The sequence below is a fragment of the Halomonas huangheensis genome (assembly GCF_001431725.1).
GTDB classification, from domain to species: Bacteria; Pseudomonadota; Gammaproteobacteria; order Pseudomonadales; family Halomonadaceae; genus Halomonas; species Halomonas huangheensis.
This window is the reverse complement of the sequence record NZ_CP013106.1, coordinates 1,846,683-1,871,526: the sequence shown is the minus strand read 5'-3', so window position 1 is coordinate 1,871,526 and position 24,844 is coordinate 1,846,683. Positions and strand designations below refer to the sequence as shown.

General features: G+C 60.7%; 15 protein-coding genes. 11 read left to right on the top strand and 4 right to left on the bottom strand.

Annotation, left to right across the window (positions count from 1 at the left end):
* Positions 1-16 precede the first annotated feature (16 nt).
* From AR456_RS08370 to AR456_RS08355, 4 genes are all read right to left on the bottom strand, one after another.
* Positions 17-4,912 carry a coiled-coil domain-containing protein gene (locus tag AR456_RS08370; protein ID WP_021820973.1) on the bottom strand — a complete coding sequence of 1,632 codons (4,896 nt, stop codon included), beginning with the start codon at positions 4,910-4,912 and terminating at the stop codon, positions 17-19.
* Complete coding sequence (locus tag AR456_RS08365; protein ID WP_021820972.1) at positions 4,909-5,760, bottom strand: hypothetical protein; 852 nt, start codon at positions 5,758-5,760, stop codon at positions 4,909-4,911. Before AR456_RS08365 ends, AR456_RS08370 begins: the two co-directional genes overlap by 4 nt.
* An 84-nt stretch (positions 5,761-5,844) precedes the next feature.
* Positions 5,845-7,230 (bottom strand): hypothetical protein, encoded by a 1,386-nt coding sequence (locus AR456_RS08360; protein ID WP_021820971.1) that lies wholly within the window; start codon positions 7,228-7,230, stop codon positions 5,845-5,847.
* A gap of 125 nt (positions 7,231-7,355) precedes the next feature.
* A complete protein-coding gene (locus AR456_RS08355) occupies positions 7,356-8,924 on the bottom strand; it encodes a sigma-54-dependent transcriptional regulator (protein ID WP_021820970.1) in 1,569 nt (522 codons plus the stop codon).
* 372 nt (positions 8,925-9,296) lie between these two features.
* Here AR456_RS08355 and phhA point away from each other — a divergent pair, with 372 nt between their 5' ends.
* From phhA to AR456_RS08300, 11 genes are all read left to right on the top strand, one after another.
* Positions 9,297-10,136 carry a phenylalanine 4-monooxygenase gene (gene phhA, locus AR456_RS08350; RefSeq protein WP_021820969.1) on the top strand — a complete coding sequence of 280 codons (840 nt, stop codon included), beginning with the start codon at positions 9,297-9,299 and terminating at the stop codon, positions 10,134-10,136.
* A 116-nt stretch (positions 10,137-10,252) separates the two neighbouring features.
* Positions 10,253-10,609: a 4a-hydroxytetrahydrobiopterin dehydratase gene (locus AR456_RS08345; protein WP_021820968.1), complete on the top strand. Its 357-nt coding sequence runs from the start codon at positions 10,253-10,255 to the stop codon at positions 10,607-10,609.
* Position 10,610: 1 nt separating this feature from the next.
* Positions 10,611-11,807: an amino acid aminotransferase gene (locus AR456_RS08340; protein WP_021820967.1), complete on the top strand. Its 1,197-nt coding sequence runs from the start codon at positions 10,611-10,613 to the stop codon at positions 11,805-11,807.
* 724 nt (positions 11,808-12,531) lie between these two features.
* Positions 12,532-15,186, top strand: coding sequence for a nitrate/nitrite transporter (locus tag AR456_RS08335; protein ID WP_035589246.1), 2,655 nt, complete (start codon positions 12,532-12,534; stop codon positions 15,184-15,186).
* A 75-nt stretch (positions 15,187-15,261) separates the two neighbouring features.
* Positions 15,262-19,038 carry a nitrate reductase subunit alpha gene (locus tag AR456_RS08330; protein ID WP_021820965.1) on the top strand — a complete coding sequence of 1,259 codons (3,777 nt, stop codon included), beginning with the start codon at positions 15,262-15,264 and terminating at the stop codon, positions 19,036-19,038.
* Positions 19,035-20,591 carry a nitrate reductase subunit beta gene (gene narH, locus AR456_RS08325; protein WP_056932996.1) on the top strand — a complete coding sequence of 519 codons (1,557 nt, stop codon included), beginning with the start codon at positions 19,035-19,037 and terminating at the stop codon, positions 20,589-20,591. Before AR456_RS08330 ends, narH begins: the two co-directional genes overlap by 4 nt.
* Positions 20,584-21,339 (top strand): nitrate reductase molybdenum cofactor assembly chaperone, encoded by a 756-nt coding sequence (gene narJ, locus AR456_RS08320; protein ID WP_021820936.1) that lies wholly within the window; start codon positions 20,584-20,586, stop codon positions 21,337-21,339. The genes narH and narJ overlap by 8 nt, the downstream gene beginning before the upstream one ends.
* Complete coding sequence (narI, locus tag AR456_RS08315) at positions 21,336-22,013, top strand: respiratory nitrate reductase subunit gamma (protein ID WP_021820935.1); 678 nt, start codon at positions 21,336-21,338, stop codon at positions 22,011-22,013. The genes narJ and narI overlap by 4 nt, the downstream gene beginning before the upstream one ends.
* Before the next feature lie 35 nt (positions 22,014-22,048).
* Positions 22,049-22,849, top strand: a complete 801-nt coding sequence (locus AR456_RS08310; RefSeq protein WP_021820934.1) for a peptidylprolyl isomerase — start codon at positions 22,049-22,051, stop codon at positions 22,847-22,849.
* Positions 22,850-22,906: 57 nt separating this feature from the next.
* Positions 22,907-23,488 (top strand): molybdenum cofactor biosynthesis protein B, encoded by a 582-nt coding sequence (gene moaB, locus AR456_RS08305; RefSeq protein ID WP_021820933.1) that lies wholly within the window; start codon positions 22,907-22,909, stop codon positions 23,486-23,488.
* The gene (locus AR456_RS08300; RefSeq protein WP_021820932.1) at positions 23,485-24,780 is read left to right on the top strand and encodes a molybdopterin molybdotransferase MoeA; all 1,296 of its coding nucleotides are present in this window, start codon (positions 23,485-23,487) and stop codon (positions 24,778-24,780) included. Before moaB ends, AR456_RS08300 begins: the two co-directional genes overlap by 4 nt.
* Positions 24,781-24,844 lie beyond the last annotated feature (64 nt).

The following is a 24,844-nucleotide window of genomic DNA, read 5'->3' as shown; positions in this document are numbered from 1 at the left end:
GTGCTGCTCGGGAGCATCACACCGTTTCCGGCTCCGATACGTGAATGCCGAAGACACTGGCTTCACCGGCGCTACGCCCAAGATCTTCCGGTGTCTGTGACTGCCCTTCACGCACGATCACGTGTCCACCCTGCCCCTGGCCGGCTCCAATCACGCTGCCGATCAGATAGGTTGGAAAGATATCCGGATCGTTCTCGTAGTTGGGATTGTGAATCAGGCCGATCATCTGAAAGCGACCGCGCGTGTTGCGCAGGGAGTCGAGTGAATCCTGAATCAGTTTGCGGTGCGACAACTTGGAGAACAGACCATCAAGCAGGATGACACTCTCCCGGCCAGCCCGCGTACGGCGGCGATGGTGGCCCGGCAGCTCATGCAGTTCGCGCTCGATGGCAAACTCCGATAGTTTGACCAGCCACATCAACGACACTGCTTCGCGCTGCCCCTCGGACATCGCTTCGTTGAGCGAAAACAGTCGCCCATGCGGACGGATCGCAACATGGCGCAGACGAATCGCCACATCCTTGAACAGGCCGCGATAGATACGCCGACGAATGCGTCCCAGCAGATCGTCATCACGTCGCGACTGATCACCTTCCTGCAACGTTTTGCCATCGCGCTCGGCGCGTCGTTTGAGCGCCGCCTGGTGTTCATCGATATCTGCCAGCAGCGTGGTGATCAACTCACGCAGAGCATCAGCATCGATCAGGCTGGCCTTGACCTCGAACCAGGCCCCGCCTTCACCGTTACCTTCACTGCCACGTCGCGCAACACGCTTCAGGATGTCCAGATTGCCGGCGGCATCACTGATGATCGACCCGAGACGCTCCACCAGTGTGCCCTCGATGTGCTGACGCGAGGTCTGTAGATGCGCCACTCTTTCACGATGGGTTTCGAGCTGGCTGCCGAGTTGCTGGTGCAACGCCGCGAGGTCATCCAGTGCCTCATTGCTGACCTGGCCGAGGCTGGCCAGACGACCGCGTTCGGTATCATTGAACATGCGGCTCTGGGCAGCATCTTCAAGCGCTGCACTCAAGCGCTGTTCGATCTCGGCCAACTGGCGCGCTTGTCTGTCCCGTACTCGAGAACGCTCTCCCAGGCCAAGGCGCGTCAGCCCTTCCTGCAATTGCTGGGCACAGGCTGCCAGACGATCAATGTCCACGTCAGGCTGATCTTCCTGTGCAGCAGCCAACGACCACCACAACTCCAGCGCACTATCCAGCGCGTCGGCATCAGGATGATCTGCGGGCCACACTGTCTCGCGCCCATCAACAGCCTGCCAGCGCTGCTGCCAGCCCGCTGACAACTCGCGCAATGCCGTCAACCACGCAATTGCCAATTCATCGGCGACCACCAACGCCTCACGCTGCCGCTCAAGGCGCACTTCCAGCCCTGCCAGTTCGTTACTGCGTTGCCGGCGTTCGGCCAGAGCATCGCTGCGTTCACGCTTGAGCTTCGCAATGCGTGACTCGAGCGCCGCTCCAGCGGTGCTGTCATCTCGCACTTCGAGATAGGCACGGATGCGTTGGACATCGAGGCTGGCACGTCGTTGGGCGACACTCAGCGTCTCCTCCAGCTCGGCCTGCCGCTGCTCGGCTGCGGCCATGAACTCCGGCCCACCTTGTTCGACAAAACGCGCCAGACCCGCGAGGCGATCTCGCTCACCATCGATGAAGATAGCGCTGCGCTGGGCATTCAATTCATCGCGCTCGCGGCTCAATGCTTCCCAGCGCTCACCTTCGCGATGCCTTTCGTCTGCCGCCGTGGCCTCACGCTCCTCCAGTTCGAGCAGCCGATGATCAATTGCTGCGAGGCGCTCAACACCACCCGCGGACTTGAAGGCCTCAGCCGCCAGCCATAGTTCGGCATGTTGGGCAAACTCTTCACGCGCCGCAGCCAACCGTGGGGCCAGCTCTGCGAGTTCCAGTTCGATCTCGGCGAGGCTCTCGCCCGCTTCCTGCAGGGCCTTGTCTCCGCCTTCCTGCAGATAGCGCTGAAAGTCATCAATGCTCTGCAGCGCGGCTTCGTCCAGGCGTGGCGCCAGCTCTTCTCGGTCCTGATCCAGTTGTGCCAGGCGCTCCGCGATGCGCTCCAGCTCTTCCTCGACGCCATCGGCCACCGCCTGGCGCGCCGACAGCGCCTCTACGAACACTTCACCATGCGGGTCGAAGCGGTTGATTTCGGTGTCGAGTTGACGACGCCGTTGCTGATCCTGTTCGAGGCGTGCCTGGGTTTGCCTGCGCAGCTCCACCAGGTGCTCGGGGTCAAGCGCCGCCTTGACCGCCAGCGTCTCGCAGCCACAAACCGCACCCAGAGGTGGATGGCTCTCGCTGAGCAACTGCTGTAGACGACCTCGCTCCAACACCGGCACATTGAGCCCCTGGTCGATCAGCAATTGAGCCGCGTCTGCGGAGACATCGCCCTCGACTACCGGGGCGAACAGCTGGCCTGCGGCCTGCACCAACCACTCCCGACGGCTGGCATCATCCTCGGCCAGCTCACCAAGTACCTGGTGCAGGGGGCGGAAGGCGATACCCTGACGCTCGAGCAGCTGCTGTGCCTCACTTTCGGCTACCTGACGCGCCAATGGGTCGCCGCTCAAGTGCTCAAGGTAACTTTCGCGGGCCGCAATCCGCTCATCCAGGCGCTCGCGCTCACCGATCAAGCGCGGCAGCGCATCACGCGCCTGCTCCAGCCATTGCTGAGGCTCGCCCCAGCCACGTTCACGGAAGGTAATCAGTGCGCGGTGCAACTCACGCAGGCGCCCTTCTTCACGCCCCAGACGATGGCGCTCATCGTCGAGCTCGCGCATGCCGGTATAGAGCCGGTCGCGCAGATGAACTGGTTCATCATCACCGTGAATCCGGCGATAGTGTGCAACCGACTCCGCCAACGGCGTGAGGCGCTGACGCAAGCGCTGCGCCTCCTGCTGTCGCTGCCCAAGCTGTTGCTCATTGCCTTCCCACTCACGCAACTGGGCCTGACGACCAGCCCACCAGCCCTCGACCTCGGCATCCGGCCATTGCTCGCGGAAACTCTGCCAGGCTTGCTGTCCGCTCTGGAGCGGCGCCAGCTCACCCTCCAGTCGCGCTCGCTCGGAGGCGAGCTGTTCGTGAGTCTGGCGCGCCTGGTCAAGCGACTCGCGCGACGCATCGCACTGCTCATTCAGTTCTTCGAGGCGAGTATCAAGCTGTTCGCGAAGTTCGATCTTTTCGCCCAGCACGTCATCCGGAAGCTCTCCCGGGTGCTCAGCCTGAAACTGGCGATGCTGCTCGGTAACCTGCTTGAACTCCCCGACGCGCGCCAGGTGCTCGGAAAGCGCTCGACGCGCTGCCTGGGAATCTTCCAACGCGGCTTCGCGAGTCGCTTCAGGTGTTTCCAGCTCGGCTTCGGTGAAAACTCCTTCCGCCAGCGCCTGGGTATAGAAACTCTGATTGTCGACGAACTCGCGCTGTCGTGAAGCCAGGTTTTCGCGCTCCTGCTCCAGGCTCTCGGCCTGAGCTTCGAGGCGCTCGATATCCAGCTTCAGTTCACCGCGATAAAGGCCATCGGCAACCACCTCATCGCGCCAGCAGTTGCCATCCAGCACCTCGAATGCCTCTGCGCCTTCGTCGAGGCGGTTGAGGGCTCGATATCGCGCAGCATCATCGGCAAAGGCGTGACTGTCGCTCAGCCACTGGCGCGCAGCATCGAAGGCCACATGCTGGGCCTCACGTCCACCGGGCCAACTGGCATCGATAAGATGAACCAGTTGGCGATGACCATCGACACGCACCTCGCGTTCATTGAGTGCTTCACGCACCTGACGCTCCGAGAGCCGACTGAGCTTCGCCAGCAGCCATACGGACACCCGGGGTTTGCCGGTATCTCCACGCCCCCAGGCAAACCCCGCGACCACGTCGTTGTCATCATCGGATTCCACGACCTTCGGCAGTCCCGGAAGCGCCGCCAGTGCCTGACCAGCCAGCAACCTCTCGCTGAGCATCAGACCGTCGTCGAGGCGGCCGAGCGTGGCTCGGGCTTCCAACAGCGAAGTGCCATGCTCGGTCAGTTCAGAAAGTCGTTCGACCTTGGCCTCGGCGCGGCGCTGATCGGTTTCAGCATCCTCGAGTCGCTGGCGCAACTCGGTGATATTGGTGCCGGAATTGAGGATGACCTCCTCGATCAGCTCCTCACTCTCGTCGGTTTCCCCGCGTGTTGCCCCGGCGAGGATCTCCGGTGCCAATACTTCAAAGAAGAACGCCTGGTCGGGCTTTTCACCGGCACGTGGCCGAATGGCATTGAAGATCTGACTCTTGTCGGCACCACCTTCCTTCTGAAAGGAAGCCAGTTGCGCCAGCTCTCGACGAGAGACATGCGTGTTGACCGCATCCAGCCACTCGTCACGATTGAGCGTCAGACGCACGCCATGACGATTCATGGCCTGCTTGACGTCACTATTGGCGTATAGCGCCAGCTTGCCATCCTGGGTCAGGTGATGGACCGGAATGTCCTCGAGGCGGCCGGAGTAATGGTAGAACGACAAGCCGCTGCCATCGCTGTAGCCATAGAAGCCGAAAACAAAGGTTTCGCCCGCGACCTCCTCTCCCGCCGCTGCCAGCATGTCACCTTGCCCGGCCTGATCCGAGCGGGTGCGAAACTCGACACGCAGGTGCGACCAGCTTCGTCCCTGGCCGGATACCGTGGACGGCGTGCATTTGCGTCGCGTACGCGACAGCAGTGTTCGATCGCGCGACAGCAGTCCAATCAGCGCTTCAGCCAGGGTGGTCTTGCCGAAACCATTCTCCATGCTGATGGCACTCGACTGCCCACGCAGATCAAGCAGCAGGTGACGCATCTTGGCGTCCCAGGGAGAGGTAACGTCACCATGCTTGTTGAGCAGGTTGGCCACTTCGATGCGGTGAATGACACTCATGCCTGCACCTCCGTGTCATCGTTCAGGGAGTCTCGATCCCGGGACTCCGCTTCCTCAATGTCTTCATCGGCGACGTCATCCAGACTGCCACCCTGCTCCCCACGCCCTTCGATCAGCGCCTGCAGGTGGCCCAACTGGTGAATGCCGATCTGTTCACTCTCCAGTGCGCCCAGCAGCGTCTGCTGCCAGACCTCCCCGGACGTATCATCATCACGCACCGGCTCCAGCATACCCGCGCCGACATGCAACTCGATAAAGGCGCGGACACGCCGACTGAGATCCTCACCACGCTCATCGAGCAGGCTACGCTGTGCCTCGCTGGCCTCGTCCCCCAGCCCCCGCAGGGTCTCAACCTGATCGCGCAGCAAATCGACCAGTTCCGCACCCGCAAAGGTGGCTTCCTGATAGCGGCTGACATCGGACAGCGCCCGGTTGTAACGGGTGTAAAGCAAGGTGTGCATCAACAGCCAGAGTTGCAGATACCAGGTCGCCAACTCGGCACGGCTTTCCTGACGCAGACGCAAGGCATTGAACACCGGTTCTCGGGTATACAGCGGCGGCTGATCCATATCCGGGTCCGGCAGCAGGGCGTAATAGCGCGATCCCGGTGCAATACCGGGATAGTCACCCGCTTCGTAGACACGCAGACGTAGCCCCTGACCGGCGAGAAAATCGCGCAGCGCCTCGCGTTCGATATCGCTGGCATCATCGATCAACGCACAGACATCGCGTTCGGATAGCTGGCCATCACGCGCAGCGCGCCTCTTGCGGCCACCGGCCGGCAGACGCTCGGCGGCACGGTAGCGCAGCAGGTAGGCGACGACCTCGCCCATCTCGGTCATGTTCATGAGGCATATTCCCTGAAAATTCGCATATCCATTGGCCCTCGGCGTTTTGGCTCTCGGCGCTGTTGCGGGACCAATGTGGATCGATCAACCATGTGTCAGCGGCTCGTGGTCCAGCTCAGCCTGACGCAGCGTTGGGGTGACGGGGCCATCGATGACTCGGCCGTCGTCGAGCGTCAGACGGAAAGGACGATATTCGACACCGACCACCAGTGACTCAGACAGCAATCCAGTATCGACGAAGGTGTTGATCAGTTGTGGCAGGCAATCTTCGCTGCCATCCAGATGCCAGCCCTCAGCCAGCGCCTCAGCCAGCGATAACGGCGCTTCAGCCACCCGTTCGCGCAAAGCCGGGCCGCGTGCCGCCAGGAAACGGGCCAGCCGAGTTTCCTCGGGGCTCGCATCGAGCGACTCGTCATACACCAATGCCACCGAGCTGGACTCGGCGCGACGCGTTTCGAGCAGCGGTACCAGCGGCGTCGGCTGCGGAAAGGCCAGCGCCTGGAAGAACGGCGTCATGCGTTTGACCAGTGGCTCCGCAAGACGCGGGCGCGGAGGGGCAGCAATCAAGCGTGCGGCAAGCTCACTGAAGTCGACCACGCCCATCGACTGAACACGCCCTTCCGCGATGTCAGCAATCAGCTCGGATAGGCGTCGCGACAGATTTTCGATCGCGGTCAATACCCGCCCAATGGCACTCGACAGTATGCGCAGGTCCCAATCATCGTCCTGATGCTGCTGCCAATCGTCAAAGCGCTCCATCAGAACCGGTGTGGTCAACTGGCTACGCGCGTCGAGCAACGTGCGCTGAATACTCGACAAGGCATTGTGATAGTGGCGTTCGTTATCGAGCAGAATCGACAGTTTGCCTTCCCGAGTCGGGTTCTCTCGCACCCGGCGCAGCTCCTGGGTCAATCCGCGAATCGCCAGCAGAATCTGATTGGTGATATCCGGTACCCGCGCGAAATCACCACGCGCCAGCGCCGCCAGAACCTTGGCGGCGTCATATTCCGAATACAGCAGGTCCTCGACGGAGCTGGCCAGGGTAACCGCCTGGCGACCGCTGGGCGTCAGGCGCACCTGGCCGGTCTGCCCCTGTTTCTCGACCAGAGCCGTACGCTTGGTGCTGCGCCGCAGGCGTTCACCCTGCTCACCCTCATCACGTAGATGCAGCTCGCTCGGCGTGGCCAGCAAGTTGATGACAAAGCTCAAGTCGTCGTGACACAACTCGGGGTATTGCTCCCGCAAGGCCTCCAGACAACGAGTCTGCGAGACAAAAGCACTATTGGTGGCGAAGTCCACATCCAGCAGATAGTCGAGCAGCAGGCAACCGAGGTCGAGCCAATAACCGTCACGCAAACCGCGCCGGCTCTCCTGGCTGACCTGAACAAAGGGCGAGCCCGGCTCGTGTCCACTGTCATGCAGATCGATCAGTCGCGTGGTCGCGACCAGCAGCTTGCTCCATGCAGTCATGAATGGTCCTGGTGATTAACGGTCCTGACCAACCGCCACTGAGGGTTCATCGGTCCTGCGCCCTCGCGCAGGCATGGCGGCTATTATGCCAGGTTCAGCTCTTGCGGTCATGAGAGGGTGCCAGTTCAGGAATCACCGTCCGGTTGGCCAATACCATAGCGATTGAGCTTGTTGGCGATGGTGGTATGCGACACCCCGAGCCGTTTGGCCAATTGTCGACTGGACGGATGCTGCGGATAGAGTGCACTGAGCACTCGGCGTTCCACGTCTGCGACGATATCACCCAGACTGCCCTCGAGATCGATTCCCGACAACCCTGCCGCCATCCCGGCATCCGGCAACCTCAAATGCGATGACTCGATCACTCCCGTTTCGCACAGCGATACTGCTTGAAACAGCACGTTTTCCAGCTGACGAATATTGCCCGGCCAGTGGTAGTTGAGCATTCTCGACACCGCTGCGGGTGACAACGTTGGTAAGCGGCAACCGATCTGGCGCGACGCCCGATCAACGAAATGGTTCGCCAGCGGCTCGATACCATCCAGACATTCACGCAGCGACGGCACTGCCAGAGACAGCACATTGAGGCGGTGGTAAAGGTCCTGGCGAAACTCACCATTCTGACTCAGCGCCAACAGATCCTGCTGAGTGGCACAGATCACTCTGACGTCGAGGAAAGTCTCCTCGTCACTGCCGACCCTGCGAAAACCTCCGTCCTGAAGAAAGCGCAGCAGCTTGGCCTGCATGCGCGGGCTCATCTCACCGACTTCGTCGAGGAAGATGGTGCCACCCGCCGTCAATTCCAACAGACCCAGCTTGCCTTCAGGGCGAGCACCATCGAAGGCACCGGGGGCATATCCGAACAGCTCGGTTTCGGCCATCGACTCTGGGAGTCCCGCACAATTCAGGGCCATGAACGGCGACTGACCGCGACGACTGGCGAGATGGCAGGCACGTGCCAACAGTTCCTTGCCGGTTCCCGTCTCCCCGCTGATCAGTAATGGGGCATCGAGCGGCGCCATGCGTCGTGCCTCATGGATCAATATCGAAAGGCGCGGACTGGCAGAGAACATGGTCTCGAAACCACGAAACTCCTGACGCTGAACCTGGTAGATGCGTTCGCCGATACGATCGACGCTGTGCAGGGTGACTACCGCTCCTGCCAGCGAGGCCACATCGTCATGATTCTCCCGGTGCAACGGCGCGATATCCGCAAGGAACGTTGCCTCACGCAGGTGAATACGCAGCCCGTTGACTCGCGCATTATTGCGACGAATCAGTTCGGGCAGGTCAAGGTCCGGCAGATAGCGATCCAGCGATAATCCCGGAACCTCATCAACCCGCACGCCCAATAACTGACTGGCAGCGCGGTTGGCGGCGACCAGATGTCCTTCCATATCAATCGACATTACCGGGTCGGTGAGCGATGACAGCAACGCATCCAGCTCCAGGTGTCGGCGCTCACTCGGCATCAGACTCACCCGGCGTACACCGAACACTCCGGCCACTGCTTCCAATTCTGGCTTGAGGGTCGCCAGCTGTGCATTGAGCAGATTGGGCACCAGCAGATAGATGGCATTGCCATGTTCACCACCGACTTCACCACGTGCCACATTCAGCCCGTAGTCGGCAAAATGAGCCACGATATCGCGCAGAATGCCGATGCGATTCTGGCAGTGAAATCTCAAACGCATGTCAGGGGTCCTTGCCTGGATCTTGAAACACGGCAACACAGACAGCAGGGACAGATTTCTGTAAGCCCTGACTGACTCTATTGTAAAGAATACGTGACAGAATACGCCTCCTATATCCCCACGTCGCGATGCTTTGGTCGTAGTAATCCCCTTGCTGCCGCCCCCTGTAACGAATTTCTTACGACAACCGCTCTCCATGCCCTCCACCCAACAGGTTCTGCCGACCACCCAGCGCCAATCCGAGGGATAGACTGCCAACAGACACCTACCGGACAGGCCGGCAAACCCGAGCGATGGATGGAATACCCTTCGATCAGTCACCGACCTGGCGAACAACACTACAAGATGACCACAAGGTCAGGGGGAGATGTCATGAATGCACCGCAGTCGATGGCCGGCCGAGCGACGACCGAGATTGCCTCCAAAGGCACTGCCTATCAGGCACGCATGCCCGACGAAAACGGCATTATTCACTGGAGTGACGAGGAAAATCATACCTGGCAGCAACTGATGGAGCGTCAACTGGCGCTGATCGAGGGGCGCGTATGTCAGCAATACCTGGATGGGCTTGAGCGACTCGCGCTACCCAGCGAGCATATTCCACAACTCGCTGATGTCGACCGGGTGCTGCGCGAGGCAACCGGCTGGGAAACCGCCCAGGTACCGGCTCTGATCCCCTTCGACACCTTCTTTGAGTTGCTGGCCAATCGACGCTTTCCGGTGGCGACCTTCATTCGTACACCTCAGGAAATGGACTACCTCAAGGAACCGGATATCTTTCATGAGATATTCGGCCACTGCCCAATGCTGACCAATCCGGCCTTTGCCGAATTCACCGCCATCTATGGCCAACTCGGACTCAAGGCCGAACCCAGGGACCGAGTTTTTCTGGCACGCCTGTACTGGCTGACCGTCGAATTCGGGCTGGTCGATACGCCGGAAGGACGGCGTATCTATGGCGGAGGCATCATCTCTTCACCGAAGGAAACGCTTCACGCCCTTTCGGATAGCCCGGAGCACTCACCTTTCGATGCTGTGGATGCCCTGCGTACACCGTACCGCATCGACATTCTGCAACCGCTCTACTACGTTCTCGACAGCCTCGACTCACTACACGATCTTGCACAACGCGACATCATGGCACTGGTTGAGCAGGCACGTGAACTGGGACTGTTCGAGCCTCGCTTTCCTCCCAAACCCAGCAATCACTGACTGCCTGGTCAAGCCGGGCCAGCCTTGCCCCAAATGCCAGGCAACAGCGTGTCACGTATCTCGATCGGTGGTATCGAACCTTCATTCGTTCTCGACAACAGCCATACGGAGTCAACATGAGCCAACTATCTGAACAACAGTGTGAAGCCTGCAGCTGGGACGCTCCCCGTGCCACTGACAGCGAAATCGAACAGTGGCGCGCCAGCATCCCTGAGTGGCAGATCATCGAGCGTGATGGCATCATGCAGTTGGAACGCAGCTTCAAGTTCCGCAACTTTCGTCAGGCCCTCGAGTTCACCAACAAGGTCGGCGAGATCGCTGAGGAAGTAGGCCATCACCCTGCTCTGCTCACTGAGTGGGGCAAGGTAACGGTCACCTGGTGGTCTCACGAAATGAAGGGCCTGCACAAGAATGATTTCATCCTGGCAGCCAGAACCGATGAGGTAGCCAGTACTGACGAGGTAGCCAAGTAAAATGTTCGAGAAGATTGAGCGGGTCCCCGGGGATGCGATCCTCGGGCTCATCGAAGCCTTCAAGAAGGACACCAACCCCCAGAAGGTCGATCTAGGCGTCGGCGTCTACCGCGATGCAAAGGGCACCACTCCGGTGATGCGTGCGGTCAAGGAGGCCGAAGCCCTGCTGCTCAAGAATGAGACCACCAAGACCTACATTGGCTCTCATGGCGCGCCAAGCTACGGCGAAGTCGTGCTGCCGATGGTCCTTGGCGAGGGTTCTCCTGTTCTCGAGGCCGGTCGGGCAAGTGTCACGCAGTCTCCTGGTGGTACTGGCGCACTGCGCCTGGCCGCCGACTTCGTGGCCCACCAGCTGCCCGGCAAGGGTATCTGGGTCAGCGACCCGACCTGGCCGAACCATCACGGCATCTTCACTGCCGCCGGTATCGAGCTGCACAAGTATCCCTATGTCGACGCCGACAATCGCCTCGACTTCGATGGCATGCTGAGCGCCCTCAAACAGATTCCTCAGGGTGACGTGGTTGTACTGCACGCTTGCTGCCACAACCCGACCGGCTTCGACCTCAACCAGCAGCAATGGCAGGAAGTCCTCAAGGTGCTTCAGGAACGTGATCTGCTGCCGCTGGTCGACTTTGCCTATCAGGGCTTCGCCGAAGGCCTCGACGAAGACGCCTACGCCGTCCGCCTGCTGGCTGAAAACCTCGACAATGTGCTGGTCACCAGCTCCTGCTCGAAGAACTTCGGTATCTACAACGAGCGTACTGGTGCGCTGATCGTAGTGGCGAAGAACAACGAGGAGATGGAAAACGTTCGTTCTCAGATCGCCATCGTCGCCCGTGAGAACTACTCCAACCCGCCGGCTCATGGCGGCTCCATCGTCAGCGAGATCCTGCACTCGCCTGAGCTGGAGAAGGTCTGGCGCGAAGAGCTCACCGAAATGCGCGACCGCATCAACACCCTGCGTCGCGACTTCGTTGATGCCCTCAAGCCCTATGGCCTCGATGAGAAATACGCCCATGTTGCCGAGCAACGCGGCATGTTCTCCTACACTGGCCTGACGCCGGAACAGGTCGACCGCCTGCGTGATGAATTCGGCATCTATATGGTGCGTTCTGGACGTGCAAACGTTGCCGGCTTCTCCAGCGAAAATCTGGAATATATTGCCAAGGCTGTGGCCACCGTCAACGGCAAGGCCTGAACAAGCGAAGCAGCTGTAAGCTGTATGTAAGCTGTAAGCATTAAACCCCGAGACTCCACGTCTTCGGGGTTTTTTGTGCGTTTTCTTGTTACTCGAAGCTTATCGCTGATGACTTACCAGTTCGAGCGACTCGTCGCTCGTCTACCCCCACCTATAGCAACAATCTGTAGTGAAAACCACCAGTATTATCATCATAACAACTGCGACCTTTTCCCTGAAGATCCTCGAAAATAACCACCTTTTTCCATAAATCTTATCTCTAAAAAGTCAAGCATATCGATTGATGAAAACTTCGACTTTTCCCACCAGATAATCATCATTCATTGAGCTTTCATCTTTGAGGCCGGCGACGATTTACCTCGTCAGGGCTGAACAACGCTGTCGTATACAAGCATCGAAAATGCCTGATGCGTCCCTACACCAGCGGGATGCTCTGAGTTGATCAGATCACCCCCAGGAACGGGGAATGTGGGCTTCGAGCTACCAACATCCATTTATTGATTTACGTCATGGAATCCAACAACTCCCTTCAGTACATCTTAAACCCTACCCACAACCCCCCTATGATTCGACATCAAGCCTTGGCTACAGATACCTCCAGTGAGCTATCTGATATTCAAGACACGAACTAATTCCGAGGGTATTGATCACCATCAAGTTCCTCATAGCTGCACCCCGGAAAAATCAGGTTGGAGTCCTCACACTTTCCAATTAAGGAAGGCCCATGGCTATGTCAGCACCAGTTCCTCGAACTCAGCAACAAAGAGCACTAGGAATTTCTACACTGTCCTTTACCTTGTGCTTTGCCGTCTGGACGTTGTTTTCCATACTCGGCATCGAGATCAAGGATGATTTTGCCCTCTCGGATACCCAGCTCGGCCTGCTGATGGCCACTCCAGTTCTGACCGGCTCCATTTCCCGCCTTTTCCTCGGCGTCCTCACTGACCGCTTCGGCGGTCGCTGGGTGTTCAGTCTGCTGATGCTGTGCACCGCCGCCTGTGTCTACCTGCTGACTTTCGCCAACAGCTACCCGATGCTGCTGGTCGGCGCCCTGGGAGTCGGCCTCGCCGGTGGCTCGTTCATTGTCGGAGTCGCCTACACCTCGGCCTGGTTCGACAAGGAGCATCAGGGTACGGCATTAGGCATCTTCGGTGCCGGTAATGTCGGCGCAGCGGTCACCAACTTCGGAGCCCCCTTCCTGCTGATGGCAATGGGCTGGCAGGGCACTGCCCTGGCCTATGCCACCATCCTCGCGATTACCGGCGTTTTGTTCCTGATCCTTGCCAAGGACGATCCGCTAGCGGATCAACGCAACGCGACCAGCGTCTCCTTCGCCGAGCAGATGGCCCCGCTGGCCGACATTCGAGTGTGGCGATTCTCGCTTTACTACTTTTTCGTCTTCGGCGCCTTTGTAGCCCTTGCACTATGGCTGCCCCACTTTCTGATCGAGGTTTACGGGCTGAGTCTCGCCGAGGCCGGGTTTGTCGCTGCGCTCTACACCATCCCGGCGTCACTGTTCCGCATTCTCGGCGGCTGGATGTCCGACCGCTATGGCGCGCGCCGGGTGATGTACTGGACCTTCATCGTCTCGGCGCTGTGTTGCTTCCTGCTCAGCTACCCGCCCACCGACTACATCGTCCAGGGCGTGCATGGCCCAGTGTCCTTCTCCTTCACCATACCGCTGGCCGGCTTCATTGTGCTGACCATGGTACTGGGCTTCTTCATGTCACTGGGCAAGGCCGCAGTGTTCAAGCATATCCCGGTCTACTATCCGAAGAATGTCGGTATCGTTGGCGGCATGGTCGGCATGGTCGGCGGTCTTGGTGGCTTCTTCCTGCCCTTGACCTTCGGCATGCTCAACGATGTGATCGGCATCTGGCAAAGCTGCTTCATGCTGCTGTTCGTGATCGTTGCTGCCGCCTTGATCTGGATGCATTACGCCATCCTCAAGGCCGAGCGTATCGAAGCACGTGACCGTTGCGAATCCACCGACCTACCGGAACTCTCCACTCCCTCCCGTTTTGTACTGACCGAATGGCACCCCGAGGACGAGAGCTTCTGGGAGTCCACCGGCAAGCGTATTGCCAGCCGTAACCTGTGGATCTCGATTCCCTGTCTGCTGCTCGCCTTCAGTGTATGGATGGTCTGGTCTGTCGTCGTCGCCAAACTGCCGCTGGTCGGCTTCGATTACACGCCCAATCAGCTGTTCTGGCTGGCCGCCCTGCCCGGTCTCTCCGGTGCCACCTTCCGGGTCTTCTACAGTTTCATGGTGCCGATCTTCGGTGGCCGTCGCTTCACCGCCATCTCCACCCTGTCGTTGATGCTGCCCGCCGCCTGGATCGGCTTCGCGGTGCAGAACCCCGAAACCCCCTACCTGGTGATGGCGATTCTCGCCCTGCTGTGTGGCTTCGGTGGCGGCAACTTCGCCTCCAGCATGGCCAACATCTCGTTCTTCTATCCCAAGCGCGAGAAAGGCAAGGCGCTGGCAATGAATGCCGGTCTCGGCAACCTCGGCGTCTCGGTAATGCAGTTCCTCGTGCCGCTGGTGATTTCGCTGGGCACCTTTGCCGCCTTCACCGGAGACGGCCAATCCACTTCCACCGGTGGCGAACTGTGGTTGCAGAATGCTGGTTTCGTCTGGGTGCCGTTCATCGCGCTGGCCACCGTGGCCGCCTGGTTCGGCATGAACGATATCGCCAGTGCCAAGTCATCGTTCGCCGAACAGGCGGTTATCTTCAAGCGCAAGCACAACTGGCTGATGTGTGTGCTCTACACCGGCACCTTCGGTAGCTTCATCGGCTTCTCCGCGGCCTTCCCGCTGCTGACCAACACCCAGTTCCCGGCGGTTGATGCCCTCAAGTTCGCCTTCCTCGGCCCGTTGGTCGGCGCGCTCAGCCGTGCCTGGTCCGGCGGCCTCTCGGATCGCTTCGGTGGCGCCCGCGTTACCTTCTGGACCTTCATGGTCATGATCGTCGGCGTCGTCGGCGTGATGTTCAGCCTGGCCAACAAGGATGCCAGTTGGGGATTCACCGGCTTCTTCGCCGCCTTCATGCTGCTGTTCCTCGCTACCGGCGTAGGTAATGCCAGTACCTTCCAGATGATCCCGTCGATCTTCCGTCACGAAGTCGCACGCCTGATGCCGCAGCTGTCTGCCGACGAGCAACTGGCACATGCCGAGCGCGAATCGGCTGCCACTATCGGTTTCACCTCGGCGATTGCCGCCTATGGCGCCTTCTTCATTCCCAAGTCGTTCGGCACCTCCATCGACATGACCGGCGGCGTAGGTGCAGCGCTGATCGGCTTCATCGTGTTCTACACAGCCTGCTCGGCACTGACGTGGTTCTACTACAGCCGCAAGGGCGCGGAAATTCGCCTGTAACGCACCTGCTCATCAAGACCAAGGACTATCCAGCCAGGCCGTCCCGAGAAGGGACGGCCACTGAGGAGAAACCATATGAGTCATTTTCTCGACCGTCTGAGATACCTCACCAGACGCCCCCCTCAATTCGCCAACGGCCATGGAGAAACCCGCGACGAGACTCGCGACTGGGAGGACGGCTATCGAGCGCGTTGGCAGCACGACAAGATCGTGCGCTCGACCCACGGGGTCAACTGCACTGGATCGTGCAGCTGGAAGATCTATGTCAAGAATGGCCTGGTCACCTGGGAAACCCAGCAGACCGACTATCCACGTACCCGCGCCGACCTGCCCAACCATGAGCCACGTGGCTGCCCGCGTGGTGCCAGTTATTCCTGGTACCTGTACAGCGCCAACCGCCTCAAGTACCCGCTGATCCGTCAGGAGCTGGTCAAGCTGTGGCGTCGTGCGCTGGACGTGCATCCCGATCCGGTCGATGCCTGGGCGTCGATCGTCGAGGACCCACTCCTCGCTGGCCAATACAAGCGTGCCCGCGGTATGGGTGGCTTCGTGCGTGCCGACTGGGATGAGGTGCAGACGTTGATCGCCGCATCCAATGTCTACACCATCAAGACCTTCGGTCCCGACCGTGTGATCGGCTTCTCGCCGATTCCGGCGATGTCGATGGTGTCCTACGCCGCCGGTGCCCGTTACCTGTCGCTGATCGGTGGTGCCTGCCTGTCGTTCTACGACTGGTACTGCGATCTGCCGCCCTCCTCTCCGCAGACCTGGGGCGAGCAGACCGACGTGCCGGAATCCGCCGACTGGTACAACTCCGGCTATATCATCGCCTGGGGTTCCAACGTGCCCCAGACCCGCACTCCGGATGCGCACTTCTTCACAGAAGTTCGCTACAAGGGCACCAAGACCGTCTCGATCACGCCCGACTATGCCGAGGTGTCCAAGCTCACCGACGAGTGGCTGTCGGCCAAACAGGGTACCGATGCGGCACTGGCGATGGCCATGGGCCATGTGATCCTCAAGGAATTCCACCTCGAGAATCCCAGCAGTTACTTCAGCGACTATGTGCGTCGTTACACCGACATGCCGTGCCTGGTGGCACTGGAAACGCGCGAAGACGGCAGCTATGCGCCGGGTCGCCAGCTGCGCGCCTCGGACTTCGACGCCAACCTTGGTCAGTCCAACAACCCGGAATGGAAAACCATTGCCTGGGACGAGACCCGCGATCAGCTTGTCGTCCCCAGGGGCTCCATTGGTTTCCGTTGGGGGGAGACAGAAGGTGGGGCAAAGGACGAGAAAGGCAAGTGGAACCTCGAGCAGCGCGATGCCGACGGCAACGATATTCAGCTGCGTCTGAGCCTTGCCGATAGTCACGATAGCGTCGCCAGGGTGGCCTTCCCCTACTTCGGCGGTATCGAGCATGAGCACTTCCCGCATGTCGCCGACAAGGAAGTTCTGCACCATTGCCTGCCCGCCAAGCGTCTGACGCTGGCCGATGGCAGCGAAACCCTGGCCGTCACGGTCTTCGATCTGATGTGCGCCAACTACGGCATCGACCGTGGTTTCGGTACCGAAGGCGAAGACGATGGCGCCACCAGCCTCGACCAGGTGCGTCCCTATACGCCGGCCTGGCAGGAGAAGATCACCGGTGTCAGCGCCGCGCAGTGCACGCGCATCGCCCGTGAATTCGCGACCAATGCCGACAAGACCCAGGGTCGCAGCATGATCATCGTCGGTGCCGGTATGAACCACTGGTACCACATGGACATGAACTACCGCGGCCTGATCAACATGTTGATCCTGTGCGGTTGTGTCGGTCAGAGCGGTGGCGGTTGGTCACACTACGTCGGCCAGGAAAAGCTGCGTCCGCAGACCGGCTGGACTCCGCTGGCCTTCGGCCTCGACTGGCAGCGTCCGCCGCGTCACATGAACGGCACCTCGTTCTTCTACAACCACTCCAGTCAGTGGCGTTACGAGAAGCTCGAGATCAAGGAAATCCTCTCGCCGCTGGCCGATACCTCGCGCTATTCCGGCAGCCTGATCGACTTCAACGTGCGTGCCGAACGCATGGGCTGGTTGCCATCTGCCCCGCAGCTGGGCGTCAACCCGCTGCGTCTGGCCGCTGCCGCCAACGAGGCCGGCAAGTCGACGGCCGATTACACCGTCGAGCAGCTCAAGAACGGCAAGCTGGGCTTCGCTGCCGAGGACCCGGACAATCCGCAGAACTTCCCGCGCAACATGTTCATCTGGCGTTCCAACCTGCTGGGCAGCTCCGGCAAGGGCCACGAGTACATGCTCAAGTACCTGCTGGGAACTCGCCACGGCGTACAAGGCAAGGATCTGGGCCACACCGGCGCGACCCTGCCGGAAGAAGTGGTCTGGCACGAGGAGGCTCCGGAGGGCAAGGTCGATCTGCTGGTGACGCTGGACTTCCGTATGTCCACCACCTGCCTGTACTCGGATATCGTGCTGCCGACGGCAACCTGGTACGAGAAGGACGATCTCAACACCTCGGACATGCACCCCTTCATCCACCCGCTGACCGCGGCCACCGATCCTGCCTGGGAAGCGCGCAGCGACTGGGACATCTACAAGGGCATTGCGAAGAAGTTCTCCGAGGTCTGTGTCGGCCATCTCGGCGAGGAAACCGATCTGGTCACGCTGCCGTTGCAGCACGACACCCCTTCCGAGCTGGCCCAGCCCGAAGTCCTCGACTGGAAGAAAGGCGAGTGTGAGCCGGTTCCCGGCAAGACCATGCCGAGCCTGATCGAGGTCAAACGCAACTACCCCGAGACCTACGAGCGCTTCACTTCCGTGGGTCCGCTGCTGGAAAGCGCCGGTAACGGCGGCAAGGGCATCAGCTGGAATACCAACAAGGAAGTCGAGCTGCTGCGTGGCCTCAACCACGTCAAGCTCGACGGCCCGGCCAAGGGTCAGCCGTGCATCGAAACGGCCATCGATGCCGCCGAGATGATTCTGTCGCTGGCACCGGAAACCAATGGTCAAGTGGCGGTCAAGGCCTGGGAAGCATTGTCGAAGATCACCGGTCGCGATCACACCCACCTTGCCATACCCAAGGAAGAGGAAAAGATCCGCTTCCGCGATGTGGTGGCCCAGCCGCGCAAGATCATCTCCAGCCCGACCTGGTCCGGCCTGGAAGACGAGCATGTGTCCTACAACGCGGGCTACACCAACGTTCATGAGCTGATTCCGTGGCGCACCGTCTCCGGTCGTCAGCAGTTCTACCAGGATCACGCCTGGATGCGCGACTTCGGTGAGAGCCTGCTGGTCTACCGTCCGCCGATCGATACTCGCGCCACCCGCAGCATGGCGGAGCCGAAGCCCAACGGTAACCCGGAAATCGCCCTGAACTGGATCACGCCGCACCAGAAATGGGGTATCCACTCCACCTATTCCGACAACCTGCTGATGCAGACCCTGTCGCGTGGCGGCCCGATCGTGTGGATGTCCGAGGATGATGCCCGCGCCATCGGTGTCGAGGACAACGACTGGATCGAGCTGTACAACGCCAACGGCGCGATTGCCGCGCGTGCGGTGGTCAGCCAGCGCGTCAAGAACGGCATGGCGATGATGTATCACGCCCAGGAGCGAATCCTCAACATGCCCGGCTCCGAGGTCTCCGGCACCCGTGGCGGCATGCACAACTCGGTGACTCGCGTGTGTCCCAAGCCGACCCATATGATCGGCGGCTACGGCCAGTTGTCCTACGGCTTCAACTACTACGGCACCGTAGGCTCGAACCGTGATGAATTCGTCATCGTGCGGCGCATGAAGAACATCGACTGGCTCGACGGAGAAGGCAACGACAGCGTACAGGAGGCCGTCAAATGAAGATCCGTTCCCAGGTTGGCATGGTGCTCAACCTCGACAAGTGTATCGGCTGTCACACCTGCTCCATCACCTGCAAGAACGTGTGGACCAGTCGCGAAGGCGTCGAGTATGCCTGGTTCAACAACGTCGAGACCAAGCCCGGTGTCGGTTACCCGAAAGAGTGGGAAAACCAGCAGCGCTGGAAAGGCGGCTGGATGCGCAAGGCCGATGGCAGCATCGAGCCGCGTATCGGTGGCAAGTGGCGGGTACTGGCGAATATCTTCGCCAACCCTGATCTGCCGGAGATCGACGACTATTACGAGCCGTTTACCTTCGACTATCAGCACCTGCACCAGGCGAAACAGGGCCAGCACCAGCCGACGGCACGCCCGCGTTCGCTGATCTCCGGCCAGCGCATGAACAAGGTCGAATGGGGCCCGAACTGGGAGGAGATTCTCGGCACCGAGTTCGCCAAGCGCCGCAAGGACACCAACTTCGACCAGATCCAGGCCGACATCTATGGAGAGTTCGAGAACACCTTCATGATGTATCTGCCGCGCCTGTGCGAGCACTGCCTCAACCCGGCATGCGTGGCCTCGTGCCCGAGCGGCGCGATCTACAAACGCGAAGAAGACGGCATCGTACTGATCGACCAGGACAAGTGCCGTGGCTGGCGGATGTGTGTCTCCGGCTGCCCGTACAAGAAGATCTACTACAACTGGAAATCCGGCAAGTCCGAGAAGTGCATCTTCTGCTATCCGCGTATCGAATCCGGTCAACCCACCGTCTGCTCCGAGACCTGTGTCGGTCGTATCCGTTACCTCGGCGTGCTGCTCTATGATGCCGACCGTATCGAGGAAGTGGCTGCCTCCAGCGATGAGCGCGATCTGTATCAGCGCCAGTGCGATATCTTCCTCGATCCCTTCGATCCGGAAGTCATCGCCCAGGCGAAGCGCGACGGTATCACCGATAACGTGATCAGCGCCGCGCAGCAGTCGCCGGTCTACAAGATGGCCATGGACTGGAAACTGGCGCTGCCGCTGCACCCGGAATACCGCACCCTGCCGATGGTCTGGTACGTGCCGCCGCTGTCACCGATCCAGTCAGCCGTGGATGCCGGACACATCGAGCGCAAGGGCATCCTGCCCGACGTCGAGTCGCTGCGTATCCCGGTCAAGTACCTCGCCAATATGCTTACCGCAGGCGATGAGGCGCCGGTCGTTCATGCGCTCAAGCGCATGATCGCGATGCGCGAGTATATGCGTGGCAAGCATGTCGACGGTGAAGTGCGTCAGGACGTACTTGATGAAGTCGGACTCAGCGAGGCTCAGGTGGAAGAGATGTATCGCTACCTGGCCATTGCCAACTACGAGGATCGCTTCGTGATCCCCACCAGCCATCGCGAGCTGGCCCGCGAAGCCTTCCCCGAGCGTGGCGGCTGCGGCTTCTCGTTCGGCAATGGCTGTCAGGGCGGTTCCGACGACACCAGTCTGTTCGGTGGCCGCAAGCAGACCACCACCCTGGTCAAGGTTGAGCAGTACGACCCGAATCATCCGGAGGTGAACCATGGCTGATGCCCTCGCACGCGGCATGCGTGCGCTGGCCCGTCTGCTCGACTACCCCGACGCAGCGCTGATCGAAGCGCTGCCCGAGGTAGGCGCGGCAATCGAGGCCATGCCACTGCCCGCCACCGCACCCCGTCAGCCGTTGCTGGCGTGGTGCCGGCAACTGGCCAGCAGCGACCTTCTCGACAGCCAGGCGGCCTATGTCGCCCAGTTCGACCGTGGTCGCGCCACGTCACTGTTGCTGTTCGAGCATGTGCACGGCGAATCCCGTGATCGTGGTCAGGCGATGGTCGATCTGCTCGCCGAATACGAAGCCGCAGGCTTCGTGCTCGGTGAGCGCGAGCTGCCCGACCACCTGCCGCTGCTGCTGGAATTCCTGTCGACGCGGCCTGAGGAAGATATCGCACGCTGGATCGGTGAAATCCGCCATATCCTCGCCCTGCTCACCGCGCGTCTGGAAAAGCATGACTGCCATCAGTCGCTGATTCCGCTGACGCTGCTGTGCATGATCGGTGCCGAAGCCGAGGTCGATGCCCATCGCGAACAGGTCAGCAGCGAGCCGGCGGACAACACGCCTGCGGCCATCGATGCGGTCTGGGAAGAGGAAGCGGTGCGTTTCAGCGCCGAGTCCGATCAGGACTGTGCACTGCAGTCGGCAGAGGGCAAACGCCTCGCCGAACGCAGTCAACAGGTTCACCCCGAGACCATTCGCCTTCCCGACGTTCCGCCGTCCACCTCGATTGGAGGTCTATCATGAATTACCTTCACACCCTGCTGTTCGGCCTCTACCCCTACCTGGCCGGCGCGGTCTTCATCATCGCCAGCCTGGTGCGCTTCGACCACGGCCAGTACACCTGGAAGACCGGCTCCAGCCAGATGCTGTCATCGAAGCGGATGCGCCTGGCCAGCCCGTTGTTCCATATCGGCATCCTGGTGATCTTCTTCGGCCATCTGGTCGGCCTGTTGACGCCGCACTGGGTCTACGCGCCCTTCATCAGCCCCGGCAACAAGCAGATCATGGCGATCCTGATCGGCGGTATCGCCGGTGTGATGTGCCTGATCGGCGGTGCGATGCTGATGTATCGTCGCTTCACCGATCCGCGGGTCAAGGCATCGTCCAGCTTCTCCGACAACCTGATCATCGTGCTGCTGGTCGCCCAGGTGACCCTCGGCCTGCTGACCATTCCTGCTGCCCTGCACCACCTGGATGGCGGCGTGATGATCAAGCTGGCGGAATGGGCCCAGGCGATCGTGTTCTTCCAGGGCAATGCTGCCTCTCATCTGCAAGGCCTCGGCTTCATCTACCACATCCATATCCTGCTCGGCCTGACCATCGTGCTGGTGTTCCCCTTTACCCGTCTGGTGCATGTATGGAGCGCACCGCTCGGCTATCTGGGACGCCGCTATCAGATCGTCAGACGTCGCGCCTGATAACGCATACACATCTCGTATGAAGGAGAGTCCAGATGCAGACCATCCCTCTGGAAAATGTGCCGGCCGATGGGCCGTCCATTCGAGTCGGAGACGTCTGGGTCGAACCGAGTGCCATAGCGGCGGAGATGCAGTTTCATCCCGCCGTTGACCACGAGGCTGCCGCACAGGCGGCAGCCCGTGCACTCGTGATCCAGCAGTTGCTGCGTCAGCGCGCCGCTGAGCTCGGCGACCAGCCCGTCGTGGATATCAGTGAAGCCGATATCGCGGCGATGCTTGAAAAGGAACTCGCGATCCCGGAATCGGATGATGAAGCCTGTCGGCGTTACTACGCCGCTCACCCCGAGCGCTTCACCACCCCTCCGCGCTATCAGGTTCGACATATTCTGCTCGCCGCCGCCCCGGATGATGCCGAGGCTCGCGATGCCGAATATCACCGTGCCGGTGAGCTGATCGAAGCCCTGCAGCAGAACCCTCAGCGCTTCACCGAACTGGCCATGCGCCACTCACGCTGCCCCTCGAGCAGCGATGGCGGTGAACTGGGCTGGCTGAGCCCAGGCCAGACGGTCGAGGAGCTGGACCGTGCACTGTCTTTCCTGCCGGAGGGGCTGCACGAACGACCGCTGGCCTCGCGTTATGGCTGGCATGTCGTGCAGATCGACGCCCGGGAAGAAGGCACGAGCCAGGCCTTCGACCAGGTTATCCCTCGCGTTCAGCATGAGCTGCGCGAACTCGCCACCCGCATGGCTCTGCGCCATTACCTGCTGGCGCTGGAAGCCGAAATCGGCGTCGAAGGCTTCTCGCTTGCCGAGACCGATGGCGCCCTCATGCAGTAATTCCCTGTCCCCGCCTCACCCACCCCCGAGGTGGGGGACCCGTCCCCGGAGGCTCCCATGTCCCACCATTCTCGCCAACTCGACTTCATTCCCCTCGGGATTGCGGTACTGACAGTATCCGACACCCGCACCATCGCCGAGGACGACAGCGGCGCATTGTTGATCGAACGGCTGCAGAATGCCGGTCATCAACTCGTCGAGCGCAGTATCGTCAAGGATGACATCTACCATATCCGCGCCATGGTCAGCGGCTGGGTGATTCGTGATGATATCCAGGTGGTGCTGGTCGATGGCGGGACAGGCTTTACCGCCCGAGACAGTACGCCTGAAGCGCTGATGCCCCTGTTCGACAAGGTCGTCGAGGGCTACGGCGAGCTGTTCCGACAGATTTCCTTCCAGCAGATCGGCACCTCGACCATCCAGTCACGAGCGGTAGCCGGTGTTATTGATCAGACGCTGGTATTTGCCATGCCCGGCTCGCCGAAGGCCTGCACAACCGCCTGGGACGAGATCATTGCTGCCCAGTTGGATGCGCGGACTCGTCCGTGCAACTTCGTCGCCATGGTGGTCAAGGACAGCGAGCGCTGTGCCACCCGCTCGCCACGATCTTCGCAACAGCCATCAGAGGCGCGGTCATGAATGCCGATGTCAGGGGCCACGAGTGCGGGTGTGACACCCGCCATCCTCACGACAAGCCATTGACCGATCTGTTTGATGCCCGTCAGCAACTGCTTGGACTGGTCACTCCCAGCCATGGCACGGAAAGCGTTAGCCTCGCCGAGGCCAGCGGTCGCGTGCTGGCCGAACCGATCCGGGCACGCATCGACCTCCCCGGTGTCGACAACAGTGCCATGGACGGTTATGCCCTGCGTCTCTCGGAGCTGTCCGCCTCCGACCAGCCGCTACCGATCTCGGTACGGATACCGGCAGGCATCGATCCCGAACCGCTGGCAGTCGGCAGTTGCGCACGCATCTTTACCGGCGCCCCGATTCCACCAGGCGCCGACTGCGTAATTCCCCAGGAACAGGTGCGTATCGACGAGGAAGGCCATGTGCACTGCCTCGCGATGCCCAGTGCAGGTCAGCATATTCGACATCGCGGCGAGGAAGTGCAGGCAGGCGATCCTCTGCTTGACGCCGGTACCAGACTCAATGCAATCAGCTGCGCCATGCTGGCCAGCCAGGGAATGCATCAGTTGAAGGTACGCAGGAGGGTCCGAGTCGCGTTACTGTGCACCGGATCGGAGCTGGTCGTGCCAGGCACACCACTGGCTGCTGGGCAGTTGTACAACAGCAACGCCACCCTGCTGGCCGCCGCCTTGAAGCAACAGCACGCTGAGGTGCTCGACCTTGGCATCGTTGCCGACCGCGCCGAAGACATGCGTCAGGCGCTGCTGGATGCGAGCCAGATGGCGGACCTGATCGTATGCAGCGGCGGCGTCTCAGTCGGTGAAGAGGACCATGTACGTCCCTGCCTCGAGCAGCTAGGTGCTGTCCACCTACATGGCATCGCCATCAAACCCGGCAAGCCGTTCACCTTTGGCCATGTCGGCGATAGCCTGGCCAACGGCACCCCGGTCGTCGCCCTGCCCGGCAATCCCACTGCTGCACTGCTTGCCTGGCAATTGCTCGGTCAGCTCTGCCTGCAACGGCGTCAGGGTATGCATTGCCAGAGCCCACCGCTTCAACTCAAGCGATGGTCGGTGGAAGCCGGCTTCCACAAGCGAGCCAACCGCCACCGTCGCGAACTGCTGCGGGTCAGGATCGAGCCCCAACGTGGTATACCCCGCGCGCTACTGTCGGGAAGTCAGGGCTCCAACATGTTGCAAGCTGCCCATGCGGCAGACGGCTATCTGATCGTCGAGCCCGGTGAGGACATCCTACAGGGCGAGCATTACGGCTATCTGCCCACCAGCCAGTTCCTCGCCTGACCGAGTCGCGAACCAGAAACGCAAGCAGCCCGTCAGCCAATGGCTGACGGGCTGCTTGTCATGC

Bases quoted from the DNA above. Each gene is read 5' to 3' on its own strand.
- AR456_RS08340 (WP_021820967.1), top strand. From the start codon at position 10,611: ATGTTCGAGAAGATTGAGCGGGTCCCCGGGGATGCGATCCTCGGGCTC.
- AR456_RS08345 (WP_021820968.1), top strand. From the start codon at position 10,253: ATGAGCCAACTATCTGAACAACAGTGTGAAGCCTGCAGCTGGGACGCT.
- narH (WP_056932996.1), top strand. From the start codon at position 19,035: ATGAAGATCCGTTCCCAGGTTGGCATGGTGCTCAACCTCGACAAGTGT.
- moaB (WP_021820933.1), top strand. From the start codon at position 22,907: ATGTCCCACCATTCTCGCCAACTCGACTTCATTCCCCTCGGGATTGCG.
- AR456_RS08370 (WP_021820973.1), bottom strand. From the start codon at position 4,912: ATGAGTGTCATTCACCGCATCGAAGTGGCCAACCTGCTCAACAAGCAT.
- phhA (WP_021820969.1), top strand. From the start codon at position 9,297: ATGAATGCACCGCAGTCGATGGCCGGCCGAGCGACGACCGAGATTGCC.
- AR456_RS08355 (WP_021820970.1), bottom strand. From the start codon at position 8,924: ATGCGTTTGAGATTTCACTGCCAGAATCGCATCGGCATTCTGCGCGAT.
- AR456_RS08360 (WP_021820971.1), bottom strand. From the start codon at position 7,230: ATGACTGCATGGAGCAAGCTGCTGGTCGCGACCACGCGACTGATCGAT.
- AR456_RS08310 (WP_021820934.1), top strand. From the start codon at position 22,049: ATGCAGACCATCCCTCTGGAAAATGTGCCGGCCGATGGGCCGTCCATT.
- AR456_RS08365 (WP_021820972.1), bottom strand. From the start codon at position 5,760: ATGAACATGACCGAGATGGGCGAGGTCGTCGCCTACCTGCTGCGCTAC.
- AR456_RS08300 (WP_021820932.1), top strand. From the start codon at position 23,485: ATGAATGCCGATGTCAGGGGCCACGAGTGCGGGTGTGACACCCGCCAT.
- AR456_RS08330 (WP_021820965.1), top strand. From the start codon at position 15,262: ATGAGTCATTTTCTCGACCGTCTGAGATACCTCACCAGACGCCCCCCT.
- narJ (WP_021820936.1), top strand. From the start codon at position 20,584: ATGGCTGATGCCCTCGCACGCGGCATGCGTGCGCTGGCCCGTCTGCTC.
- narI (WP_021820935.1), top strand. From the start codon at position 21,336: ATGAATTACCTTCACACCCTGCTGTTCGGCCTCTACCCCTACCTGGCC.
- AR456_RS08335 (WP_035589246.1), top strand. From the start codon at position 12,532: ATGGCTATGTCAGCACCAGTTCCTCGAACTCAGCAACAAAGAGCACTA.